18 protein-coding genes are annotated in these 24,412 nt (G+C 35.2%); 9 read left to right on the top strand and 9 right to left on the bottom strand.

Annotated features, from left to right (window positions below; all coding sequences use genetic code 11):
• Positions 1–48: 48 nt before the first annotated feature.
• The 3 genes from ACPUVN_RS04255 to ACPUVN_RS04265 form a co-directional block, all read right to left on the bottom strand.
• The gene (locus ACPUVN_RS04255; RefSeq protein ID WP_426370036.1) at positions 49–450 is read right to left on the bottom strand and encodes a hypothetical protein; all 402 of its coding nucleotides are present in this window, start codon (positions 448–450) and stop codon (positions 49–51) included.
• A gap of 127 nt (positions 451–577) precedes the next feature.
• The gene (locus ACPUVN_RS04260) at positions 578–1,312 is read right to left on the bottom strand and encodes an HNH endonuclease (protein ID WP_426370037.1); all 735 of its coding nucleotides are present in this window, start codon (positions 1,310–1,312) and stop codon (positions 578–580) included.
• A 514-nt stretch (positions 1,313–1,826) separates the two neighbouring features.
• A complete protein-coding gene (locus tag ACPUVN_RS04265; protein WP_426357400.1) occupies positions 1,827–2,303 on the bottom strand; it encodes a hypothetical protein in 477 nt (158 codons plus the stop codon).
• A gap of 1,033 nt (positions 2,304–3,336) precedes the next feature.
• On the opposite strand from ACPUVN_RS04265, the gene ACPUVN_RS04270 reads away from it, so the two are divergent.
• Positions 3,337–4,575: a DUF2254 domain-containing protein gene (locus tag ACPUVN_RS04270; protein ID WP_426370038.1), complete on the top strand. Its 1,239-nt coding sequence runs from the start codon at positions 3,337–3,339 to the stop codon at positions 4,573–4,575.
• A 213-nt stretch (positions 4,576–4,788) separates the two neighbouring features.
• Here ACPUVN_RS04270 and ppc read toward each other — a convergent pair whose 3' ends face one another.
• Both ppc and ACPUVN_RS04280 read right to left on the bottom strand, forming a co-directional pair.
• Positions 4,789–7,356, bottom strand: a complete 2,568-nt coding sequence (ppc, locus tag ACPUVN_RS04275; protein ID WP_426370039.1) for a phosphoenolpyruvate carboxylase — start codon at positions 7,354–7,356, stop codon at positions 4,789–4,791.
• 91 nt (positions 7,357–7,447) lie between these two features.
• The gene (locus tag ACPUVN_RS04280; RefSeq protein WP_426357859.1) at positions 7,448–8,380 is read right to left on the bottom strand and encodes a sodium-dependent bicarbonate transport family permease; all 933 of its coding nucleotides are present in this window, start codon (positions 8,378–8,380) and stop codon (positions 7,448–7,450) included.
• 190 nt (positions 8,381–8,570) lie between these two features.
• On the opposite strand from ACPUVN_RS04280, the gene ACPUVN_RS04285 reads away from it, so the two are divergent.
• Positions 8,571–9,503: a LysR family transcriptional regulator gene (locus ACPUVN_RS04285; protein ID WP_426370040.1), complete on the top strand. Its 933-nt coding sequence runs from the start codon at positions 8,571–8,573 to the stop codon at positions 9,501–9,503.
• A gap of 99 nt (positions 9,504–9,602) precedes the next feature.
• Here ACPUVN_RS04285 and ACPUVN_RS04290 read toward each other — a convergent pair whose 3' ends face one another.
• A complete protein-coding gene (locus ACPUVN_RS04290; protein ID WP_426357857.1) occupies positions 9,603–10,184 on the bottom strand; it encodes a Fe-Mn family superoxide dismutase in 582 nt (193 codons plus the stop codon).
• A 402-nt stretch (positions 10,185–10,586) separates the two neighbouring features.
• On the opposite strand from ACPUVN_RS04290, the gene grxD reads away from it, so the two are divergent.
• Positions 10,587–10,922 carry a Grx4 family monothiol glutaredoxin gene (grxD, locus tag ACPUVN_RS04295; protein WP_426357856.1) on the top strand — a complete coding sequence of 112 codons (336 nt, stop codon included), beginning with the start codon at positions 10,587–10,589 and terminating at the stop codon, positions 10,920–10,922.
• 109 nt (positions 10,923–11,031) lie between these two features.
• Positions 11,032–11,637, top strand: coding sequence for a peroxiredoxin (locus ACPUVN_RS04300; protein ID WP_426357855.1), 606 nt, complete (start codon positions 11,032–11,034; stop codon positions 11,635–11,637).
• A gap of 248 nt (positions 11,638–11,885) precedes the next feature.
• Here ACPUVN_RS04300 and rnt read toward each other — a convergent pair whose 3' ends face one another.
• On the bottom strand, positions 11,886–12,566 hold the full coding sequence (gene rnt, locus ACPUVN_RS04305; protein ID WP_426370041.1) for a ribonuclease T: 681 nt from the start codon (positions 12,564–12,566) through the stop codon (positions 11,886–11,888).
• A gap of 175 nt (positions 12,567–12,741) precedes the next feature.
• Here rnt and ACPUVN_RS04310 point away from each other — a divergent pair, with 175 nt between their 5' ends.
• Both ACPUVN_RS04310 and ACPUVN_RS04315 read left to right on the top strand, forming a co-directional pair.
• Positions 12,742–13,608 (top strand): flagellar protein MotY, encoded by an 867-nt coding sequence (locus ACPUVN_RS04310; RefSeq protein WP_426357853.1) that lies wholly within the window; start codon positions 12,742–12,744, stop codon positions 13,606–13,608.
• 90 nt (positions 13,609–13,698) lie between these two features.
• Positions 13,699–15,546, top strand: a complete 1,848-nt coding sequence (locus ACPUVN_RS04315) for a M1 family metallopeptidase (RefSeq protein ID WP_426370042.1) — start codon at positions 13,699–13,701, stop codon at positions 15,544–15,546.
• Between the two features lie 182 nt (positions 15,547–15,728).
• Here the strand turns inward: ACPUVN_RS04315 and ACPUVN_RS04320 are convergent, their stop codons facing one another.
• Together ACPUVN_RS04320 and cysZ are read right to left on the bottom strand one after the other, a co-directional pair.
• Positions 15,729–16,094: a hypothetical protein gene (locus ACPUVN_RS04320; protein ID WP_426357851.1), complete on the bottom strand. Its 366-nt coding sequence runs from the start codon at positions 16,092–16,094 to the stop codon at positions 15,729–15,731.
• A 134-nt stretch (positions 16,095–16,228) separates the two neighbouring features.
• Complete coding sequence (gene cysZ, locus ACPUVN_RS04325) at positions 16,229–16,978, bottom strand: sulfate transporter CysZ (protein ID WP_426357850.1); 750 nt, start codon at positions 16,976–16,978, stop codon at positions 16,229–16,231.
• Between the two features lie 343 nt (positions 16,979–17,321).
• Between cysZ and smc the strand changes: the two genes are divergently transcribed.
• The 3 genes from smc (at position 17,322) to ligA (ending at position 24,361) form a co-directional block, all read left to right on the top strand.
• Positions 17,322–20,849 (top strand): chromosome segregation protein SMC, encoded by a 3,528-nt coding sequence (gene smc / locus ACPUVN_RS04330; protein ID WP_426370043.1) that lies wholly within the window; start codon positions 17,322–17,324, stop codon positions 20,847–20,849.
• An 8-nt stretch (positions 20,850–20,857) separates the two neighbouring features.
• Complete coding sequence (zipA, locus tag ACPUVN_RS04335) at positions 20,858–22,180, top strand: cell division protein ZipA (protein ID WP_426357847.1); 1,323 nt, start codon at positions 20,858–20,860, stop codon at positions 22,178–22,180.
• Between the two features lie 120 nt (positions 22,181–22,300).
• The gene (gene ligA, locus ACPUVN_RS04340; protein ID WP_426357846.1) at positions 22,301–24,361 is read left to right on the top strand and encodes an NAD-dependent DNA ligase LigA; all 2,061 of its coding nucleotides are present in this window, start codon (positions 22,301–22,303) and stop codon (positions 24,359–24,361) included.
• The last annotated feature ends 51 nt before the right edge of the window (positions 24,362–24,412 follow it).

The following is a 24,412-nucleotide window of genomic DNA, read 5'->3' on the forward strand; positions in this document are numbered from 1 at the left end:
TTGAGGCACGAAAACAGCAAGCTGTTTTTTGTCCTTTTGAGCAACTTGTTATGCATCGGGAACCTCGTAAAAATATGACTTATATTTAAAACCGTAGATGTAAACAACAAAAAAAAATGCCCATATAAACGAAAAAATCAAATCAATTTGTAATTTATCAGCTGCTGGTAAAGAGGTATCTAAATAGTAAATTGAGTATTGCATTATAGGAAAAATGATCAACAAGATAATACTCCACTTTTTACGATAAAAAAGCCCTAAACCTAATGCTAGATGAATAGCACCCATAAATACCATAAGGACGGAAGAAGAAATTTTTTCACCTTCCATTTTTGGAGATAATTCAGGAAAAATCAGTGCAACTATTTGAAATACACCTATGAAAAATGACGCCAAAAATACTGTTCTTAAAATTACAGGTATCGACTTTACTCTTTGATATATTTCCATGTTCAAAACTATCCGTAGATGCATAACGCCGTTTTAAGCGGCAAATTGCAGTTGGCTAAAATAAGTGAGGCACGAACAAAAAGCCAACTGTAATTTGTCCGCCTTGAAAACCCTTGTTATGTTTCCTTTATGACCACCATGGCTGATATTTTTTACCCGTTTTTGCTTGAGAGTTTGATTTCTTTTTATTGCACTTCTCACAAGTTAGTTGAATATTACTAACGTCATTAGCACCAAACAAATCAAGTGGCAAAATATGATCAAAATTCTTAACTATTAAAGTATTTACAATCCCAGTCAAGTCCGTATTACAAAATACACATCGTCCTTTATCTCTATGGAATACAGCTTGTTTAACCCACGTTGGTAATCTACATCGTTTAATTGTCCCATTTTCTGTAAGTGCAGAGTCTGGATAAACTACCTCCTTAACTTCCAAAGCAGTTAAGAGGTTAAAATTAAGTAATAACACACGATTAGAAAAAAGAATAAAAAACACTTCATCTGTAATTTTCTCAAACAAAGACTCAAATACATCTTGATTATCGTTGATCCAATCAAAAGCTAAATATTCATCACTGAATTCGGGAAGCTTCATGTCTACTTTGTAAGAGAAAAAAAGATTCTCCCACCAATCATAAGTATCTTCGTCAAATAAATCACCATTGGCTCTAAAATCTTGTCTGTGATAATTCAATAAACAAACAAAAATATATTGGTGTAAGAGAGTCTCTTTGGAAAATTTTAATGAAGCTTCTATAAAAAAATCCTCATTAAAATTATAAAATCGCTCTCCACGGCCGACGAAGTCCTCAATAATAGAAACAAATGAATAAATATTTTTTAAAACTAATTGCCTCATTCAACCTTCTCACAGTGGTAACGCTCAGGAAACATAACGCCCCATTAAGAGGCAAAAAATAGTTGGCTAAAATGTTGAGGAACGAAAACAGCCAACTGTTTTTTGTCCTGCTTGAATGGCTTGTTATGCGCTTGCTAGCGACAACAACAAACTACCCAATTTATATAAGGTTTAGTGGCAACAAAATAATGAGTAAAAAGCTACTCAGTGTTAAACACCAAACCGTGAATTTTGAGCCACTTAAATAAAGTAACTTTTATAACCAAAACAAGTTTGGCGAAAAACTATTTGGCCAAAAGCTTAAACAGTTTTATTTACACGTAAGTTACCAAGTCAAAGAAAAGGCAACAAGTACAAAACTAGTTATAAAACGCTAACCAACAAAAAGAAATATAACTAAATTAAACTGACGCATAACGCCTACTTAAGCGGAAAAATATAGTTGGCTATAATGTGAACGAAGTGAAACAGCCAACTGTATTTTTTCCGTTTGAAGTTCTTGTTAGGGCTGCGTTTAAACCGAACCTGATTTACATTGTCGTTTTCGTAAAGAATCGTCAATTATTAAAGGATTTTTTAAATCAGAAATTAATACGTCCGAAACACCTATGCCAGTATCAACCTCTTGTATCCAAAGAGATATTTTATCATCTACTATTTTACGATTTAGCATATAGCTTTTATTTGATTCTAGTTTTACTTTGAAATTGACAAAAGCCTCTTTGGTACTATTCGGAATGTCTCGCTCTGAAATACTAGCTTTAACCCATAAATCATGCTCGCCACTCAAATATTGTTTAGGCTCAACCCAGGAAATAGGCTTTTTGTGAAAACACATTAAGTGAACATATTCTAATTTTGAACTATTATCTCTTTTAAAGTTTTCAAATCGAAAATGGTTATCTTTAATTTCGGCCTTTAAAGGCAAAGTGCTACAACTTATCGAAACTACACTTAAAGTAGATATTAGTAGTAATTTTAAATTCTTCATTTACATTTCCTTTTGATAATTAAAATTTAACAAGGCTACACTGTAGCCCTAACAGTTTAATATGAGGCAAACACCCGTGTTTCTACACCGAAGTTAACATCATTATGATTTAATAATTATAATCCACAATAATTTAATTTTGAATATTAATCAATTATTTATAATTACAGAATAAAATCTTCCGCTCGTTTTTTTCGTCAGGGATTAACAGCATACTTGTGGAAAGAAGGATGTATGGCGGCCTGTATACAAAATCAGTAGTAATTATAAAAAAATTTATAAATGCCATCCCCTATATGAACTATATTTCTGATCAAAAATTCGACTAGCGCGTTACGCAAAAAAAAACAATTCAAGCTTAATAGGTTATTGTCAAAAAATTATCTTCAATAAACTTACCCTTTAAAATTTTTACAACGTCAGCTAACGTTTCAAAGTGATCATTAAAAAAAGTGGGTTTAGTCCATGAAAGCGTCTGTTTTGTGGCAAAAGTGTGCGTTATCAGTGTTCAATATATCTAAAGATCACATCTATCTTAATATCAATATATTATGGCAGAGTTAAATGTAATTGGTTTGCTTAGGTAAGTGCAATTAGGTGGCACTGATACTAGATATTTTCCAGTTTAGAAACTATTGATCTTTCAGAGATAAAATTTATTCAATTTAAAACGGTTTTAACCGCGGTGCGAGGTTTTTAGATCAGTTATTCTATGTAAAAAACGATCAGGGGTTATACGTTCCAGCATAACCCAAGTATCTACATCGATGTAAACAACAATGAGTAAAGCCATTTTAAATGAAGCCAAAGTCAGCGTTTGTATTAAATGTATAATGTGGTCTGCCTTGCCTTCATCTCAAATAAACTTCTGTAAAAGTAACCGCGAAAGTTCAAAAGATCCTAATATAAATATCTTACTTGTTGTTCACTAATTAATTAGTGAACCTGTCTTTAACTAAAACTTTATTAGAAGACTTAGCTTTGTAGTAAAGTGTAGTTTCATTTATAGATATAAGCATATAAAGGAAAAATAATGCTGGGTAATATGTATACGGACCGTATTAAGTTTCTGCTAAGTAGGTTTCGCGAAAGGCTTTGGGTAAAACCTTTAGCCGTATGCTTACTTTCAATTGCAGCGGCATTTATTGCAAAGTTAGCTGACGATACGAGGTTAATAGATATTGTTCCAAGTATCACTTCAGACGCTATTGAAACATTGCTTTCTATTATGGCTTCTAGCATGTTGGTTATTGCAACATTATCTGTTACTTCCATGGTATCTGCTTATGCTTCAGCAAGCAGTACAGCAACACCTCGATCTTTTAGCTTAGTTGTAGCTGATGATGCATCGCAGAATGCATTATCCACTTTTGTAGGGGCGTTTATTTTTAGTATTGTGGCCCTTACTGCTGTTAAAAATAACTACTTTCAAAATGCGGGTATTTTTATTCTTTTTGTTCTGACTATTACTGTATTTACTTTAGTGATTTTTATGTTTGTTCGTTGGGTAGATCGAATTGCTCGTTTAGGACGAATTATTTCAACAATCGACAAAGTAGAGTACGCGACTAAAAATGCTTTTATTGTTCGCAAAAGAGCACCGACATTATGTGGAGTGGCTGTTAAGTCTGAAAAACAAGGCGAGCCTATTTATGCTCGATGTGTTGGTTATATTCAACATATTGATATTGAAGCAATAGATAAATGGGCTTCTAAGGCTGAAGTTCGTGTTGCAGTGGCAACGTTACCTGGAACATTTACTGCCCCAGATAGACCTTTAGCTTATGTCTATTCTCCTGATGGAAAGCTTCAAGAAGATAACTTTGATTGTCTTATTGATTCATTTCAAATTGGTGGTAATCGAGTTTTTGATAACGACCCTCGCTTTGGTTTAATTGTTTTGTCTGAAATTGCTAGTAAAGCTCTATCTCCAGCAGTTAATGATCCCGGTACGGCAATAGATGTTATAGGTACATTGCTAAGACTGTTTACTCAATGGAATGAGCCTGTAGATAAAGATGAAATAAAACCTAATTGTTACAAGAATGTGGAAGTGCCAGAGATTATGGTAGAAGATATGTTTGATGATGCCTTTACCGCTATAGCAAGAGGTGGAGCAGGTTTAGTAGAAGTATCTATTCGTTTACAAAAAACGCTTGTTTCATTAGCTTCATTAAAAGATTTTGAAGGCAATAATCATGAAATGAAAGAGGCTGCCGAATATTACAGTCGCTTGGCATTGAAAAGATTCGAAGTTAGCTATGAGTATTGAAGAAGATTATTTAGCTGTTGAAAAAGCGACTAAATTTAACTCAGCTGATTAGAATATTAAATAGAGGGAATGGCTATAGTTAATTTTGTAATGTATTTCTTATTCTTTAATTAAAATGTAGTAAGTCATATAAAAAAATAACGCTCCTAAAAATCCATTTTTTAAGAGCGCTTTAAATAGAACTAAGCTAGTTCAATTCTTGTATACAAGTCATTAACCTGTATTTCTCATACCTGTTGCTATACCTGCCATAGTCACCATCAATATTTGTTCGTTATCAGGGTGCTCAGGTTGTGCGCGTAGGCGTTTTAATGCTTCAATTTGTATTAAGTGTAACGGTGCTAAATAACCACGACGTAAGTCAAAAGAACTGTAATTCCATTGGTCATTCTTCAAGAAGCTATCTTGACCTAATAAGTTTAATAAGGTCTTTTTATCAGCTTCTAATTGAGCACGTAAATCTTCACCCATATATTTTAAATCGTCTTCAACTAAAGCTTCATCATAAAGCGCAGAAACTTCGCTATCAGATTTAGTATAGACCATTTCTGTCAAAGACATTCTAGATTTGAAATAAGGCCAAGTTGTTAGCATATCGTGCATCAATTTACTGTTATCTTTGTAAGCGGCTTCTATGGCTGTACCTAAACCTAACCAGCTTGGAACCACTAAACGGTTTTGGCTCCATGCAAATATCCATGGAATAGCACGAAGTGATTCAATACCACCATCTGACTTACGTTTACTTGGACGAGAGCCTAAAGGTAGCGATGCTAATTCTTGCTCAGGTGTTGCTTGTCTGAAGTATTTAACAAAGTTTTCGTTAGCTTGAACGTAAGAGCGGTAGGTGTCACAACTCTTGGTTGTCATTTCGTCCATAAGTTTACGCCACTCAGCCTTAGGTGCTGGCGGAGGTGTTACTAAACATTCTAATATTGCTGATGCGTATAGGTGTAAGCTACGTGTTGCTAAGTTAGGTAAACCAAACTTATGACGAATAGTTTCGCCTTGCTCAGTTACGCGTAAGCCACCATCTAATGAACCTGGAGGTTGTGACGCTATTGCCGCATGTGCAGGTCCGCCGCCACGTCCAATTGTGCCGCCTCGACCGTGAAATAGTTTAAGTACAATGTCGTTTTCAGCAAATACTTCAACCAATTTCTCTTGGCATTGATATTGACCCCAAGTTGCAGCTAAAACACCCGCATCTTTAGATGAATCACTGTAACCAATCATGACGTGATGTTGTTGATCACAATATTCTTTATAAGTATCTAACGTAAATAACTCTGCCATCACTGCTGGCGCATTATTTAAATCGTCTAAGGTTTCAAATAAAGGCGCAATTGGCATTTTCCAGCTAATTCCTGCTGCTTTCATTAACAAGTTTACTGTTAATATATCGCTTACTTTACTTGCCATTGAGATAATATAAATACCAAACAATTCTGATGGCTGTTTGGCTATCATTGTATAAGTATCTAATACTTCTTGTGTATCTTTAGTCCAAGACTTATTAGGTAATAATGGTCTAGGGTTTTGTAATTCATCAACTAAAAATTGTTGGCGTTCTTTTTCATCCCAAGCAGCAAAATCACCAATATTTAAAGATTGAGTAATTTCTTGAACAGCACTTTCATGGCGCTCACTGTGCTGGCGTATATCAAGTTTAACTAATGAAATACCAAAACAATTTACTTTGCGGATCATGTCTAAAACTAAAGAGTTACCTGCATACTTTAAACCCACAGCAAGTAAGCTATCGCGACAGGCAATAAGTGGAGCTCTTAATTGTTCTGAACTGTTTAAAGCACCTTCAGTTTTACCGTCTTTAAGTTGTTCAATGCTGTGTTTTAGTAACTTAATGACAGGTAATAACTGTTGGCGATATGGCCCAATGTTATCTGCATCTTCATCAATTAACTCTGGTGTCGCTTTACGCATTGAAAGCTCTAACGATAAACGCTCAAAGTCAGATAAGTAGAGTTGAGCAGCCATTAACCTAGCATTTAATAATGCTTGCTCACTTAATTTTGCTGTAACAAATGGGTTACCGTCTCTGTCGCCAGCCATCCAACTTGCCATCGTAATTGGGTTGTAATCAATCGGTAAATCTTTACCTGTTAATTCTTGGCTTAATTCATTTAATTCTTTTAAAAATTTAGGCACAGCAAACCAAAAACTATTAGCAATAGCATTAAGGCCCCAGCGAGATTCATCTAATGGAGTAGGGCGTTGCTGACGAATTTCATCTGTGTACCAAGCTTGTTCAATTAACTCTGCAATACGTGGTGACGATGCTTTGTTATCTTCATCTAATGCTTGTGCAATTTGATTAAACTTATGGATAAGCGTACGACGATTCACTTCTGTAGGATGCGCCGTTAATACTAACTCTATATGGAGTTTTTCTAATGCCTGATTGAATTTTTCAGGTGAAGTATTTGCTTTGGTTAACTTTTCTTTCAAGTCTTCTAGCGGATGTGCAAGTTCTAGCTCGGCTAAACCTTGTGGGCTAGTTGTATATTGTTGTTCAGCCACGTTTTCTAAATTCAAAAATTGGCTAAAAGCTCGAGCGTAAATGATTAACTCATCTTCAGAGCAAGTAGCAATAGATTCTTGAAGTTGTTTAACTATAGACGTATTGCCTGAAGCAATTTCGCGACCTTGTAGTCTCATCTTCTCTATATTTTCAAGCCATTGTGCACCTTGATCGTCTGCAATGGTTTGACCAAGTAATGTGCCTAGTTCACGCACATTTTGTTGAATATTCTCTAACATATGACCTCTCTAAATGATGGATATTTTGTAAACTGTGATTAGTTTTATTTTAACGTGTTTTACTTATTTTAATGATTTGTTAAATTTAATATTAAAGTTGAGTGATGTATTTAGCCGCAGCTGTATACCATTCAATTCCCCAGATAACATTAAAACTGAAACTGATAGCTAATGATGCAAACAAAGCTTGTGCTACATTGGCTTTAGGGTGCGCTTGTTCAAACACGGCTGGTACTGCGATGTATGAAGCACTTGCACCTAACACGGCTAGTAATGCTGCTCCGCCATGACTTAATGACATTAACCATGCGGTAAATAACCCGATACTTGCGCCAACTAATGGCATGACTATAGCAAAACTGATAATGAATACTTTATTTGGACCAATATCTGATATTTTACTTCCCGCTAGTGCTCCCATATGAACTAAGTAAAGGGCTAGCATGACACTGAACATTGGCTTTAAGTCGTGTGTCATAGGTTTAGCACTATCGCCATATAAAGCACCAATAACCATACCAATAAGAATTAACGCTAAGCTCTTATGGGCTAAAATAGTTTTTACACTTAACTTGTTCGTTTTATCGCTTAATAAATATAGCCCTAAAATAATGGCGGGTAATTCGAGTAATGCCACAAATAAATTTAGCGTAAGTTCATGATCAATGCCTTGCAGGTCTAAAAAGCTCACTGCAACAGCGAAGGTACCTACACTAACTGAACCGTAATGTGCTGCTAAGGTTATCGAGTCTGTTTTATTTAGTTTCGATCCTACTTTAATAAACATGAGTGCTACTAAGGTAATAAACAACCCCATCACAATAACTAAAGTACTTTGACCTACTAACGCTACGCTAGCATTTGCATTTATTGCTTGTCCGCCTTTCAAACCTATAGTGATTAATAAAATGTAGGTGATTAGTTGGTAAGCTGCATCAGGTAGTCTTAAATCAACGGAAAAACGTTGAGCGATAAGAGCCATTAGAAAGAAGAAAGCAAGAATGTCGGGAAGAAAGTGAGCCATTACGATTAAATTATCAGGTTATTAATGTGTAGTTGAATATTACTTAGCTCTATGGATAATTAAAAATATATATTTTTTATGTAAAGTATAGGTATTTATCTATAGTTTTTTTGGTATACTCATATTTATTGCATTTTTGAATGACAGGTTATTCATGATTATTCATCTCTTGAAAAGGTTTTAGCTCTATATGGCGAATAGAGCCCCCACGTTACGTCAGTTAGAGATATTTTTAGCGCTGTCTGAGCATAAGAATATATCTCGAGTTGCTGAAGCTTTACATATCTCTCAGCCTTCTGTTTCTATTCAATTGAAAAACCTAACTGATGTGTTGGGCATGCAGCTTTATAATGTGAATGGACGTAGTGTTGAATTAACTGAGGCAGGAGAAGCCACCGTTAATAGTGCACGCGAAATGTTTTTTTCGTTAGACAAGTTACATATTGAGTTAGATGATTTAAAAGGTATTAAGTCGGGGGTTTTAAAACTGTCGGTTGTTTCAACGGCTAAATACTTTTTACCTATTTTACTTGGGCAATTTTGTAAACGTTATCCTTTGATTGATGTTGAGTTGAATGTTGGTAATCGACAAGACATTATTAAACGCTTTAATCAGAACAAAGATGATTTTTATGTGTTTAGCCAATATCCAGAATCGGATAATGTGATAGCTGAACCGTTTTTAGATAACCCTTTGGTTGTGGTTGCGCCTGCTAATCACGAACTCACTAAAAAAATGCCTATTAGTTTAACGCGTTTAGCACATTACCCTTTTTTATTAAGAGAGAAAGGTTCGGGAACTCGTCGTTGTATCGATGATTTTTGTAAGTTACATAAAATAAAACTAAAAGCGAAAATGACGATTGAAAGTAATGCTGCTATTAAGCATTCAGTTGCTGCTGAGTTAGGTTTGGCTATATTGAGTAGTCACACATTAGATTACATGCAAGATTCAAGTTTAGCTGTATTAGACGTTGAGCATTTTCCTTTAAAAAGCCAATGGTATTTGGTGCGCACTAAAAATAGAAATCAAACGGTATTAGCTGAGTTGTTTCATGAATACTTACAGCAAGAAGGTTTGTCGACTTTACAGAAAATAGCGAAAGCAAAAACTCAGGGCTAAAAAATTGACATAAAAAAAGCCCTCGATTAAATCGAAGGCTTCTTAATAAGGTGCTCAGTACTTAGTTAATAAACAGCAGCGATTAAGCTACAGGTTTAATTAAGCAAAGTTAGCTGAAGCAAATTCCCAGTTAGCTAAAGCATAGAATGCTTCCATGTAGCTAGGACGTAAGTTACGGTAATCAATGTAGTAAGCATGTTCCCATAAATCTACAGTGATGATAGGTGTAACACCTTCGTCAGTTAATGGTGTAGCAGCGTTAGACGTGTTAACGATTGCTAAAGAACCATCAGCGTTTTTAACTAACCATGTCCAGCTTGAACCAAAGTTGTTAATTGCGCTGTCTGTGAATTTTGCTTGAAACTCAGCAAAAGAACCAAAAGTAGCATTGATAGCATCTGCTAAAGCACCAGTAGGTGCGCCGCCGCCGTTAGGGCTTAAGCTGTTCCAGTAAAAAGTATGGTTCCAAATTTGTGCAGCATTGTTAAAAATACCTGCTGAAGAAGTTTTAACGATATCTTCAAGAGATTTAGATTCAAACTCAGTACCTTTAATTAAACCGTTAAGCTTAACAACGTATGTGTTGTGATGCTTACCGTAATGGAACTCTAAAGTTTCTTGTGAAATGTGTGGTGCCAACGCATCTATAGCATATGGTAATGCTGGTAATTCAATAGCCATTCTTCTCTCCAGAAAAAGTAATTAAAAATATATATTCTTATACGATATATTAAAGAATTAGTTTGTTTTTATATTAAACCTAGTAAACTACTCGGGTATTAATAAACCTTACTTAGTTTAACCCAATATATTGGGATTAACATTGATTTTATCAAGGTTAGTAAGTTTTAAGATATAACAATTTTATTTGTAAAAAGGTTTGTTACAAATAATGGCATTGTATAAATGTATTTTGCCACCATTATATAGTCGAGACTATACCCAAACTACTTCAACATTATGACAGCATTAAGATTTAATGCTTAGGTTACTTATAGTTAGTTGTAGCAATAGATAACCAGCGTTATAGGTGGTTTGGGTATATATATCATACAGTCAAGTTCATTAAATATAGAGGTTACCATGGATACGATCGAACGTATTAAGCAACAAATATCTGAAAACTCAGTATTACTTTACATGAAAGGTTCACCTAAGCTTCCTAGCTGTGGCTTTTCTTCTCAAGCGTCTCAAGCACTTATTTCATGTGAAGAAAAGTTTGCATACGTAGATATTTTACTAGATCCAGAAATCAGATCTGAATTACCAAAGTATGCTGATTGGCCTACATTCCCACAATTGTGGGTTGATGGTGAGCTTGTTGGCGGTTGTGACATTATTATCGAAATGTTCCAACAAGGCGAATTACAGACTTTAATTAAAGAGTCTGCAGCAAAAAATAGTTCAGCAGACGCTTAGTTTTTTTAAAAAGAGTCTTGAAAAGTTAACATTCATCACAATATTTATGAGTGTTAACTAAATAATTTAACCTTTATGGTTTTTAAAATTTATAAAAAAGGAGAATAAAATGAGTGTATTAGTTGGTCGTTCAGCACCAGATTTTACAGCAGCAGCAGTACTAGGTACTGGTGAAATAGTAGATAGCTTTACTTTGTCAGAAGCGATTAAAGGTAAAAAAGCCGTTGTGTTTTTCTACCCTTTAGATTTTACATTTGTTTGTCCTTCAGAATTGTTAGCTTTTGATCACCGTATGGATGAATTCAAAAGCCGTGGCGTTGAAGTAATTGGTGTTTCTATCGATTCACAATTTTCTCATAATGCTTGGAGAAATACGCCAGTAAACGAAGGTGGTATTGGTCCAGTTAAATATACTTTAGTTGCTGATACTAAGCATACAATCTGTCAAGCATACGATGTTGAGCATCCAGAAGCTGGTGTTGCTTTCCGTGGTTCTTTCTTAATTGATGAAGAAGGTAACGTACGTCATCAAGTAGTTAACGATTTACCATTAGGTCGTAACGTTGATGAAATGATCCGTATGGTTGATGCATTACAATTCCACCAAGAACACGGTGAAGTTTGTCCAGCAGGCTGGAACAAAGGCGATAAAGGTATGACTGCTTCTCCAGACGGTGTTGCTGCATACTTAGCTGATAACGCTGATAAATTATAATATTGTTTTAAACAAACTATAATTTACATCGTAAAAAAGCCACTTAGTTAAGTGGCTTTTTTTATGTCTGAAATAATGTGAGTGTAATACCAAACAGATTAAATTCTCGCCCTTCGGGAGCTCATTAGCAAACTGATAACATCACAAAATTAAAAAAATATAGAATAACTATGTTTAATCAATTTTGCTTGTTCTAAGCTTGCTAATGTAGCTCTAAGTTGCTCAATAAATTAATCCGTTTGGTATAATTATTTCTCTTCTATCTCATCTTCAACCATAGGCCAACCGCCTAGGTGCTTCCACTTATTTACAATGTGGCAAAATAGCTCAGCTGTTTTTTCAGTATCGTATAATGCTGAATGTGCTTCACTGTTATTGAAATCTATTTTTGCAGCAATACATGCTTTAGCTAATACCGTTTGACCCAAGGCTAAACCTGAAAGAGTCGTAGTATCAAAACTTACAAAAGGATGAAATGGAGAGCGTTTCATTAAACATCTTTCAGTAGCCGCGTTAACAAAACCTAAATCGAATGACGCATTATGAGCAACCATAACTGCACGCTGGCAACCAACAGCTTTCATTTTTTTACGTATAAGTTTGAATATAGCTTTTAATGCATCTTCTTCACTTACGGCACCACGAAGTGGATTAGTTGGATCAATGCCTGTAAATTCTAAAGCAGCTTTTTCTAAATTAGCGCCTTCGAATGGCTCAACATTAAAATGTATTGTTTTATCTAATGAGAAATTACCGTCTTTATCAAGGGCTAAAGTTGTAGCGGCTATTTCAAGTAGGGCATCAGTTTGCGAATTAAAACCTGCGGTTTCAACATCAACAACAACAGGGAAGTAACCTCTAAAGCGTTCAGCAAAAGGTGTTTTTCCATTTTCTGACAGCGTGGCAGAAGATGAATTTAGATCAGTCATACAAGAATGTCTTTTTATTTTGATAATTATTAACAATTATCTCAGAAAATAGCTAAAATAAGTACGAGGATTTAGTGTTTTTTACTTTTATAAATATTAAAGGGTAATTGATGCTAAAGTTATTAAATAAATTGTCGATAAAGTTACTGTCATTTAAAACAAAATATAATTGATTATGAAAAAATACTTTCTTCCAGTTGTTTTATTAGTATCTGTTTGCAATGCAAATGCAGGTATGAGGCAGTATGCGGCAAATTTAGATAACTCCATGTGGCAATTATCTAATGAATCTCGTTTAGAGTGCACACTCTCTCACAACATACCTAATTACGGCGAAGCCAAGTTTTACAGTAAGGCAGACCGTAAATCTAATTTAGAGTTTGAATTAGACATGATGCGTTTGCCTGATAACTATTCCTTAGCCGAAGTACGCTCCGTTGCTCCTAAATGGCGACCAGGTGTTGCAGGTTATACGTTAGCAAATATGAAATTGCACAAGCAATTCGCGCCTAGCTTACCTAAAAAGGTTGCTTGGACTATGCTTAACGAATTAGATCAAGGCATGAGTCCGACGTTTTACTACAACGATTGGTATCGTAGCAGTGAAAAAATCTCTGTAGGTTTATCAACCGCTAAATTTAAACGCGCCTATCAAGAGTTTGTAAGTTGTGTGGGTAACCTACTTGATTACAATTTTGATGATATTTCTTATACCGTGTTAAATTATCAATTTGGTACCGACGACTTAACTAAGTCTTCTAAACGCAAGTTAGCGATGATTGCTGAATACTTAAGTTTAGACACTGAATTAGAACTCGTATTGATTGATGGATACACAGATAGCTACGGCCCAAGAAACGCGAACTATAAAATGTCGCAACGACGCGCTAATAACATCAGAGAACAATTTGTTAAAACGGGTATTGATCCAAGCCGCATTGAAGCCAATGGTTATGGCGAAAAACGCCACATTGCCTCAAACGATACAATAATAGGTCGTGAAAAAAATAGACGTGTTGTTATCCGAATGGATAAACCGTAAGTATATATATTTTATAAATGAAGTAATTCAGTTGAATAGGCCTCTAGGTTATCTTAATCTAGAGGCTTATTTTTTATGGACGTTTATATAATGAAGCTATTATTAAAAATCTCAGCCTTAGTGCTAGTCAGTTTATCTTATTTTGCTAATGCAGAACTTAAAGATGCCTACACCTATTCGAATTACGATCAAGTTACTACCACACACATTTATCTAGACTTAGATGTCGACTTTCAAGAAAAATCATTAAGTGGTTTTGCTGAATTGTCATTAAAATGGTTAGTGAATGATGTACAGCCTATCTATTTAGATACACGAGACTTAGTGATCAAGCGTGTTATGGCACAAAACACAGCGGGTAATTGGGTGAGTGTTCAACACAAGCTTGCTAAACGTGATGATGTATTAGGTGCCAAGTTAACTATTGCACCTAAATTTAAAGCATCAAAAGTTCGTGTTTATTATCATTCAACAGAAAAAGCTTCAGGCTTACAGTGGTTGTCGCCAGAGCAAACTGCAGGCAAGAAACACCCATTCTTATTTAGCCAAAACCAAGCGATTCATGCACGTTCATGGATACCAATTCAAGATACACCTACCGTTCGTACGACTTATGACGCTCGCATAACAACAGATAAAGATTTAATTGCTGTAATGAGTGCTTTTAATGAACCTAATACTGAGCGTGATGGCGATTACTTCTTTTCTATGCCTCAAGCTGTGCCTTCATACTTAATTGCGATAGGCGTAGGCGATTTAGAATTTAAAGCCATGAGTGAGCAAACAGGTATTTATGCAGAAGCGTCTATTTTAGATGCCGCTGTTGCCGAGTTTGATGATACTCAAACGATGATTGATGAATCTGAAAAACTATTTGGACCATACCGTTGGGGCAGATACGATTTACTTATTTTACCGCCAAGCTTCCCATTTGGTGGCATGGAAAACCCACGTTTATCTTTTATTACACCAACCGTTATTGCAGGCGATAAAAGCTTAGTAAACCTTATTGCTCATGAGTTAGCACATTCTTGGTCAGGTAACTTAGTGACGAACAAAAGCTGGAGAGACTTATGGCTAAACGAAGGTTTTACAAGCTATGTAGAAAACAGAATTATGGAAGCCGTATTTGGTACTGACCGCGCGGTTATGGAACAAGCATTAGGTGCACAAGACCTTAATGCTGAGATAAAAGAATTAGCGCCAGGTGATACTCAACTTTATATCGATTTGAAAGGCCGTGATCCTGATGATGCTTTTTCAGGTGTTCCTTATGTAAAAGGGCAGTTGTTCTTAATGTATTTAGAAGAGAAGTTCGGTCGTGATAAGTTTGACGTATTTATTCTTGATTACTTTAATCACCATGCTTTTAAAAGTTTAGGTACTGAAGATTTTATTGTTTATTTAAAAGCTAACTTAACTCATAAATATCTAAATGTCGTATCAGACAAAATGCTTAAAGAATGGATCTACGGACAAGGCTTGCCTAGCGTAACACCTAAACCAACGTCTAATGCCTTTAATGTTATTGACGAGTTAACTCAACAATTAGTGACTAAAGCTATTACTGTTGAACAAATTAATACAAAAGCTTGGACATTGCATGAATGGTTACATTTCATCAATAACTTACCGTTAGATGTAAATGAATCATTTATGAGTGATTTAGATAAGCGCTTTAATTTAACAGTAAGTACGAATGCTGAAATTGCACATGCTTGGTATTTATTATCAATCAAAGCAGGTTATATGCATGTGTACCCACAAATGGCGACGTATTTAAAATCTATCGGTAGACGTAAGTTGATTGTGCCATTGTACAAAGAGCTAGTGACTACTGAAGCAGGTAAATCATGGGCTTTAGAAGTTTATAAACAAGCACGACCTGGTTATCACGGATTAGCGCAAGGCACTATTGATGGCGTATTTAATCTTTAGTTACTGCTGTTTAAATAAGGTTAAGAGTCGAATGATTCATTTGATTTGAAATATTTTACTTAACTGATTAAAAAAGGAGCCTAGGCTCCTTTTTGTTTGTCTAACTTTTGATTTTTATAAGCTTGGCTAATTAATGATTAAAGACATTAGCCTAAGTGAATACGGCTGACCCAAAGTTAACTCTATAAAACTTTAGTTACCATAACATCAACTTGTCTTTGATTATTTCGCTCAGAAACAATCACGGTAATGTTGTGGTTATTGTTTATAAAAGAATTCTCTAAGTGACCACGTTTTCTGTTTGATGAAATTGCTTTGCCATATTTTTCTTCATAAAAAGCAAGAATGCTATTTTCACTTCTTTTGGTGAAATAGTTAACTACAGCTGGTAGTTCATCATCAAGTTTAGCGAAAACTTTAGCATCGCTCATGACTTCAATGGTTAGTTTATCTGTTTCAGCTGCATATAGTTTTGTGCTTACCAATGCTGTGAAAATTGTAGAGCAGAGCATTGAAAATAGTAGCGCTTTATGTGTTTTTTTAGCCACGGTATTTCCCTATTAGAGTAAAAATATGAGTATAACTAGTTTATATCATGTTTAGTTTTTTTGATTGAGTGCGGATCTTTTAATTAAAGCCAACAAATGGTTAGCTTTAATTAAACATCTCGTTATTTGATTACTTAGCGAATAAACGACTTTCTGTAGTGATCAACCCACAAGTTTGTTGCACCACAAATAGCGACAGGCATAACAATCAAATTCACAATAGGTAACATAGAAAAAATAGCTACGGTAAACCCAAAACCATAACTTAATCCTTGTTTTTCCTTTAGCGCGTTCTTCATATCAGTGAAGGATATTTTATGATTGTCAAAAGGAAAATCTTTATATTGAATTGCCATCATCCAAGCAACAAAGATAAACCATATAACTTGTCCTATAACAGGCAAGATAAACATAATTAAAAAGAAGCCTAATGCTCTAGGTACGTAATAACAAAGCTTAGTCCACTCTCTACCTACCGTACGTGGAATATCTTTAATAATGTCGCTAAAGCCACCGTCAGGGCTTGGTTCACCTGTTAGCATAGCTTCTACTTTTTCAGAGAGTAAACCATTAAATGGTGCTGCGAGCCAGTTGGCTGCGGTACTAAATATAAATGAAAATAACACCACAACAGCAATTAACACTAAAGGCCATAAAACCGTGCTTAGCCAATCTAACCAGCTCGGTAGCCATTGCGTAAAACTTGTCATGTAGTGATCTAACTGCATATACAGGTAGTAAAAAGCCACACTAAATAAAACTAAGTTAATAAATAAAGGAATAAAAACAAAGCGTTTAATGCCTTTTTTCTGGATAAGTTCAAAACCTTTAAAAAAGTAGCCTGCGCCACTAATGTTTTGTGTTTGAGAAGTATTGTTTGTCATCTTCTAAATGTTTACCTAACTGTTTGATATTACTGAGTCGATTATATACTTAAAGGGCTTCATTATGCGAGTTCGAGCTTAGGCGAAAACCATTAAATATTTTATTTTTTCTAAACGTTTCATTACACCATAATCGCATTGAATTGTTACAAATCAGAGCAACATCTGGTAAGGTTAGCCTTTATAGTATGGCGTTATTATTAATACGAACATAGATTAACCAAGTGTTTGTTTATCTTATTATTAATGAATAGAAATAAGCCAACAATTACACACAAATCAACCCGCTATTTTGAATTACTTAGGTGACATTTACATATGATTAAAAGGAGTTGTTTATAATATGCGATTAAAGCATATAAAACTGGCTGGCTTTAAATCTTTTGTTGATCCAACTAAAGTGCCATTTGAACAGCAAATGACGGCAATCGTTGGTCCTAATGGTTGTGGTAAATCTAATATTATTGATGCCGTACGTTGGGTTTTAGGTGAAAGTTCAGCTAAAAACTTACGTGGCGATGCTATGACTGACGTTATATTTAATGGCGCAGCAAGTCGTAAACCTATCGGTCAAGCAAGCGTAGAGTTAGTATTTGATAACATAGATGGTCGTATTCAAGGCAATATGGCAGATCGCAGTCAAATATCTATTCGTCGTTTAGTTAATAGAGAAAGTACCAATACCTATTTTTTGAATGGTACTAAATGTCGTCGAAGAGATATAACCGATATATTTTTAGGCACAGGTTTAGGTCCGCGTAGCTATGCGATTATTGAACAAGGCACCATCTCCCGTTTAATTGAATCTAAACCTCATGAATTGCGTGTGTTTATCGAAGAAGCTGCTGGTATTTCAAAATACAAAGAGCGCCGTAAAGACACTGAAAACAGAATTCGTCATACCCGCGAAAACTTATCACGCCTTAACGATATTCGTTCAGAACTCAGCTTACAAATAGATAAACTTCATAAACAATCAGAAGCCGCTAAACGTTTTAGAACCTTAAAATCTCAAGAACGTAAATACAAAGCCGAAATGTCTGTTTTACGTTGGCAAGGTTTTGATCTGCAAAGTAAGCAGCAAGAAGAACTTTATAACGTAGCAAAAGCTGAAATAGCAGCAATAGCTAAACTTCAAGATGAGCAGAACATTGCCTTGTTTCAAGCAAAGCAAAAAGTAGAGTTAGATACTGAAAGTATCACGGGGCTAAATAACCGTAAGTTACAACTCACTAATCACATTGCTCGTACCGAACAAAACATTAAACATTTAAAGCAGCAGAGTAGCAGTATTAATCAAAATAATGATATTACTCAGCAACAGCTATTAAATGCGCAAGCTTTATTAAAAACAGAACAAGAAAAACGTACCCAATTAGATAAAAACTTATCGGTTATTTTACCTAAGTTAAGTGATGTAGAAAAAGATCTAGTTGCACATAAAAACACACTAGAAAAATTATCTACTTCGCAAAATGAAGCACAAGCACTATGGAACACTTCTTTCCAAACAATGACTGAATTTAAAGAGAAAAGTGCAGCATTTGTTAATAAGATTGAATTAGAACAACAAAAACAATCGCAAGCTCTAACACAAATTGATGCGTTAAATGCTCAGCTAACTTTGATAGATGAACAGCATCAGCAAAAAATCTTATCTAATAACGTTATAAATATTGAAGCCAGTAGCCGTATTGAAAAGTCATTAAACTTAAAGGTGAATGAGCACGTTAAGTCAACTGAGAAAATTCAAACGACTCAGCATACTATTAATGAAAGTAAACAGACATTAGCGAGTGATAAAGCCTCGTTAATTGCTTTAAACAACAATATGCTTAATATTGAAGAGCAACTAACGAATAAAGAAAGTTGGCAGTTACAACAACATCAAGCTCTCGAACATCTAGGCAAGACAAGCGTTACACCTAATAATGACATTAGAACCATAGTCGAAGAGTTAAAAGTTGAAGCAGGCTGGGAACGAGCGGTTGAGAGTTTATTACTAAGCTGGACTCAAGCTGAAATAGTCGATTCTGTGGTTGATTCAATCACTGTGCTTAAAGATCTTAATACCGCATTATTCATTGAATCAGGTGCTAAAAGTTCAACGGATAAGGTTACAACAGCGGTTAAACAGGGAAGTATTGCTGAAAAAATTAAAAACTTACCTATCGCATTTTCTTTTCTAAATAGAATTTATTTCGCTGCTAATATTGAACAAGCGCAAAGCTTATTACCTAAGCTTAACAACGATGAATCTATTATTTGTGCAGATACAACTTGGTTAGGTCATGGCTTTGTGCGTAAAGGCACGGTTGAATCAACACCTAATTATTTATTATTGCTTGAGAAAAAAGAACAGTTCACCTTATCAGTTACTCAATTGAAGCAAGCTGTTAATCATCATGAACAATCTCTAATTGAACAAGAACAACGACTTAATCAATCATTAATACAGCAAAGTCAGTTAGCTAACGAAGCTAAAGCGATAGAGTTATCTTTGCAAAATGCTAAACAAGCAGAAGCGTTAGCTGAACAGAATCAGCAGTTTTATTTAGCGCAACAAGATAAAATAAAACATGATATTGAACAACAAAGATTACAGCTAAAAGCCTTTGATAATAATGTAAAACAGCTAGTGAGTGAACGTGATCATCTAGTTGCTCCTGCAGATATTGATTTTGATAAGTTAAAACAACAACAAGAACAACTGGCTCAAGAACTTAAAATTGCACAACAAGATGTCAATGACTTAGCTGAACAACGTCATAAAATAGCGATTAACGTTGAGCAATTCAAAAATGAAAAAGAACAAAGCCAACAAAGTATTCAAAGTGTTCAAAAAACAATAGAACGCTTACTAGAACAACAAATGTCTAATCAACATGTTATTGATAATAGCCTTGAACCATTGAAACTTGATGAAGAAAAGCTAGTACAATGGCTTAAAGAAATGTCTGAAATAGATAATGAGATAAATAAGCTACAACTCAATATTTCACAAGCTCAATTAGACGTGAAAACTTTAGAGCTTGAACAAAAACATAACCAAGATAAAATTTTAGCATTACGAGAAAAGTCAGCTAAGTATCATCTTGATTATGAAAGCTGTAAATTACGTGCTGAGTCATCATTAGATTTACTTAAAGAAACTCAGCAATCCTTCGATGAAATACTGAAAAACATGCCTAAAAATGCAAAAGAAGGTATTTGGCAAGCACATATTATTAGATTATCGAAAGATATAGAGCGTTTAGGGGCAATTAATTTAGCCGCGATAGATGAATATGAAACGCAATTATCACGTAAAGAATACTTAGATACGCAAAATAACGATTTAATGTTAGCTATTAGTACATTAGAAGCTGCCATTGAAAAAATAGATAAAGAAAGTCGACAGAAATTTAAAAATACATTTGAACAGGTGAATAAAGACCTGAAAAGCCTATTTCCTAAGGTGTTTGGAGGGGGAAGGGCTTATTTAGAGTTAACAGGTACTGATATGTTAGACACAGGGGTTACCATAATGGCGCAACCACCTGGTAAAAAAAACAGTACTATTCATCTATTATCTGGTGGTGAAAAAGCGCTGACCGCATTATCATTAGTCTTTGCTATTTTCAGATTGAATCCAGCACCATTTTGTATGTTGGATGAAGTTGATGCACCGTTAGATGATGCTAACGTTAGCCGATTTTGTAATTTGGTTCGTGAAATGTCACGAACCGTTCAGTTTATTTATATAAGTCATAATAAAATAGCTATGGAGATGGCGTCTCATTTAACAGGTGTAACTATGTTTGAACCAGGTGTTTCAAAGATGGTTGCGGTTGATATTGAAGAGGCTGTTGCTATGGCAGAAATAGTGTAGGTTGAGAAATGGAAGGCGATTTTAGAAATACCCTGATAATCATAAGTGCTGTAATTATTGCAGTTATATTTATTCACGGCTTTATTACAATACGAAGAAATAAAAATCCGTATAAACTAAAAACAACGAATGAGAAAATCGAACCACTTGAACGTGGTTTTGATGGTTCAGGCTTTGATCAAGACGGCGTGAGTAAACCGCGCGTTATAGGTGATAAATATCCTTCATCAGTTAAACCGATGAAAGAAAAATCATCTCACAAAGCACCTGTAAAGAAAGCTAATAAAGTTGATCCTAGCTTTCCGTCTTTCTTCGATTCTAAGGCGTCTGCAAATACAGAGGATAGTGCTACAAAAATAGTTGATGACGCTAATGTTAATAACGTAGAAAATGTTGAAGAAGAGTTTCAGTATGATGTAAATGAAACTGAAAGTACGAGTGAAAACGTTTCAGCAAATCAGCACAAATCAACAACGGCAGACATTAGCTTAACTGACTCAGGTGTTGAGCATTTAAACACTGATATTGATGATGCATCAATTGACATTGGTGATGATATTGCCGATTTCGATTACGGCGTAACAGACGAATCTGCTGCAGAGCAAGAGCCTGTTGAAGAAGTGGTGAAAAAACCAGAGGTTATTCAAAAACCTTTATATGAAACACCTATTACTCGTCCTAAACCAGAACGAGAAAAAATCACTACAGCTGCAGTAACACCTAAAGCGAAAAACAAACCAAATATCACGAAAAAAGAATCGGTTAAGCGTAATCAAATTGAGTTGAACTTTGGTGACCCAATTGATACAAGCGATATGCCTTCAATGTCAGCAATAGATAGCGCAAGTAAAGTTGAGAAACAGAAGAAACTTGAACCGCTTGAGCCTGAAGTATTAGTGATTTCAATTGTTATGCCTGAAGGGCAAGTTATTTCAGGTGCAGAGTTACTACCTACCTTACTTACTTTAGGTTTACGTTATGGTGATATGGATATTTTTCATCGTCATCAAGACAATGCAGGCAATGGTAAAGTAACCTTTAGTTTAGCTAATATTATGAACCCAGGCACTTTTGATTTAGATGCATTAGAAAGTTTTACGACCTGTGGTTTAACCTTCTTTATGACATTACCTAACGCAGGCGATGCCTTTGAAGTTTTTGGTCACATGATAGGGGCAGCGAAACAAATTTCAGTAGAATTTGGTGCGCAACTTCTTGATGACAAACGTAGTGTTATGACTAAACAAACAGAACAACATTACATTAGTAAAATTAGAGAATTTGAAAGAAAAAATCGTATAGCACTCTCTGAGATAAACTCAAGAAACTAACGCTATAAACAGTTAATTATTGGGCTCTATACTTTACCCTTCCAAATAATCATATATGGAACAGTAAAGTTTAATAGAGCCTTTTTTATTTTTTAATATTGGGTAAATCGTCGTTTTATTATGCCAAATAATCAGCTAATCGTTCGCGTGAATGAACTACACACTTTAATTAACAAATATAACAATCAGTATTATGTATTAGATGAACCGAGTGTTCCTGATGCTGAATACGATAGATTAATGAAAGAGCTCATCGCGCTTGAGACCGAACATCCACAATTAAAAAAAGTTGATTCGCCTAGCCAAAAGGTAGGTGGTGCAGCGCTTAAGGTTTTTACTCAAGTTACCCATCAAATCCCTATGTTGTCTCTTGATAACGTATTTTCGCAAGATGAATGGAACGGCTTTGTAAAACGACTAAATGATCGCTTAGGCAAAACAGATACATTAAAAATATGTGCAGAACCTAAATTAGATGGTTTAGCGGTTAGTTTACGTTACGAAAAAGGCATTCTTGTTCAAGCTGCAACACGTGGTGATGGAGCGACAGGTGAGAACATTACAGAAAATGTAAGAACCATTAAATGTATTCCACTGCGTTTAACGGGTGATGATCACCCTGACATTATTGAAGTTCGTGGTGAAGTATTTATGCCAAAAGCTAGCTTCGAAAAACTTAACGAAATCGCAATAAAGAAAGGCGAAAAAACTTTCGCTAACCCTAGAAATGCTGCTGCAGGAAGTTTAAGACAACTCGATTCTAAAATTACCTCGCAACGTAACTTAGCTTTTTATGCATACGGCTTAGGTTTTGTGGGAGATTTTGTTGACGAGCAAGCTGTTGAAAATACGGCTTGGTTATCAAACTCTCATCATCAACGTTTATGTCAAGTTAAAGCGCTGGGTTTACCTATGTGCCCTGAAGTTAGATTGCTTGAAAATACAGATGAATGTGAAAGTTTCTACCAAGACATTTTAAATAGCCGATCTGATTTATCTTACGAAATTGACGGGACTGTACTTAAAGTTGATGATATTTCACTTCAACAAAAATTAGGTTTTGTTGCTAAAGCTCCACGTTGGGCAATGGCATATAAATTTCCAGCTCAAGAAGAATTAACGATACTAGAAGATGTTGAATTCCAAGTCGGCCGTACAGGTGCAATAACGCCAGTAGCACGTTTAAAGCCTGTTTTTGTTGGTGGTGTAACCGTCAGTAATGCAACGTTGCATAACCAAGATGAAATAGACCGTTTAGGTATTAAGATAAACGACACGGTTATTATCAGAAGAGCAGGCGATGTTATACCTCAAATTGTGAGCATTGTAATAGACAAACGTCCAGATAACGCCAAAGAGATTCTTTTTCCGACCAGTTGCCCTGTGTGTGATTCGGCAGTGTTAAAAGCGGAAGGTGAAGCGGTATTGCGTTGCACAGGTGGCTTGTTTTGTGGCGCACAACGCAAAGAAGCCATAAAGCACTTTGCCTCAAGAAAAGCCATTGATATTGACGGTTTAGGTGATAAGTTAGTTGAACAATTGGTTGATGAAAAGCTTATCGCAACTGCTGCCGATCTATTTAGGTTGACTGAGTTAAGTGTTAGCACTCTAGAAAGAATGGGACAAAAATCAGCAGCGAATTTAATTACTGGAATGGAAAAAGCAAGACAAACAACCTTACCTAAGTTTATCTATTCGCTAGGTATTCGCGAAGTGGGAGAAACCACAGCAAATAATTTAGCACATTACTTTTTGACTTTTGATGCACTTAAAAGCGCAGATGAAGAAACTTTACAAAAAGTTCCTGATGTCGGCGTTATTGTTGCTAAAAATATCCTTCAGTTCTTCAAGCAAGAACATAATATTGAAGTGGTTTCAGACTTAACCGACTTTATGAGTTGGCCTGAAATTAAAACAGTATCTGCTGATGAACAGCCGTTATTAGATAAAACTTTTGTGTTAACAGGTACGCTTAGCCAAATGGGACGTAATGAAGCTAAAGCAGCTCTACAGTCTTTAGGTGCTAAAGTTTCAGGTAGTGTTTCTGCTAAAACGGATTATTTAGTTGCGGGTGAAAAGGCTGGTTCTAAGTTAACTAAGGCACAAGATCTTGGCGTAGAAGTATTAACAGAAGATGAACTAGTTCAACTCTTTAAAGAACATAATATTACTGATTTCTAAATTAATAAATTATAAATTTTGAACATAAAAAAGGCTAAAATATTATTTTAG

Source organism: Pseudocolwellia antarctica (assembly GCF_049933045.1).
In the GTDB taxonomy this organism is placed as follows: domain Bacteria; phylum Pseudomonadota; class Gammaproteobacteria; order Enterobacterales; family Alteromonadaceae; genus Pseudocolwellia.

Coding starts and splice junctions, on each gene's coding strand:
- ACPUVN_RS04255 (WP_426370036.1), bottom strand. CDS start 450: ATGGAAATATATCAAAGAGTAAAGTCGATACCTGTAATTTTAAGAACA.
- ACPUVN_RS04260 (WP_426370037.1), bottom strand. CDS start 1,312: ATGAGGCAATTAGTTTTAAAAAATATTTATTCATTTGTTTCTATTATT.
- ACPUVN_RS04265 (WP_426357400.1), bottom strand. CDS start 2,303: ATGAAGAATTTAAAATTACTACTAATATCTACTTTAAGTGTAGTTTCG.
- ACPUVN_RS04270 (WP_426370038.1), top strand. CDS start 3,337: ATGCTGGGTAATATGTATACGGACCGTATTAAGTTTCTGCTAAGTAGG.
- ppc (WP_426370039.1), bottom strand. CDS start 7,356: ATGTTAGAGAATATTCAACAAAATGTGCGTGAACTAGGCACATTACTT.
- ACPUVN_RS04280 (WP_426357859.1), bottom strand. CDS start 8,380: ATGGCTCACTTTCTTCCCGACATTCTTGCTTTCTTCTTTCTAATGGCT.
- ACPUVN_RS04285 (WP_426370040.1), top strand. CDS start 8,571: ATGGCGAATAGAGCCCCCACGTTACGTCAGTTAGAGATATTTTTAGCG.
- ACPUVN_RS04290 (WP_426357857.1), bottom strand. CDS start 10,184: ATGGCTATTGAATTACCAGCATTACCATATGCTATAGATGCGTTGGCA.
- grxD (WP_426357856.1), top strand. CDS start 10,587: ATGGATACGATCGAACGTATTAAGCAACAAATATCTGAAAACTCAGTA.
- ACPUVN_RS04300 (WP_426357855.1), top strand. CDS start 11,032: ATGAGTGTATTAGTTGGTCGTTCAGCACCAGATTTTACAGCAGCAGCA.
- rnt (WP_426370041.1), bottom strand. CDS start 12,566: ATGACTGATCTAAATTCATCTTCTGCCACGCTGTCAGAAAATGGAAAA.
- ACPUVN_RS04310 (WP_426357853.1), top strand. CDS start 12,742: ATGAAAAAATACTTTCTTCCAGTTGTTTTATTAGTATCTGTTTGCAAT.
- ACPUVN_RS04315 (WP_426370042.1), top strand. CDS start 13,699: ATGAAGCTATTATTAAAAATCTCAGCCTTAGTGCTAGTCAGTTTATCT.
- cysZ (WP_426357850.1), bottom strand. CDS start 16,978: ATGACAAACAATACTTCTCAAACACAAAACATTAGTGGCGCAGGCTAC.
- smc (WP_426370043.1), top strand. CDS start 17,322: ATGCGATTAAAGCATATAAAACTGGCTGGCTTTAAATCTTTTGTTGAT.
- zipA (WP_426357847.1), top strand. CDS start 20,858: ATGGAAGGCGATTTTAGAAATACCCTGATAATCATAAGTGCTGTAATT.
- ligA (WP_426357846.1), top strand. CDS start 22,301: ATGCCAAATAATCAGCTAATCGTTCGCGTGAATGAACTACACACTTTA.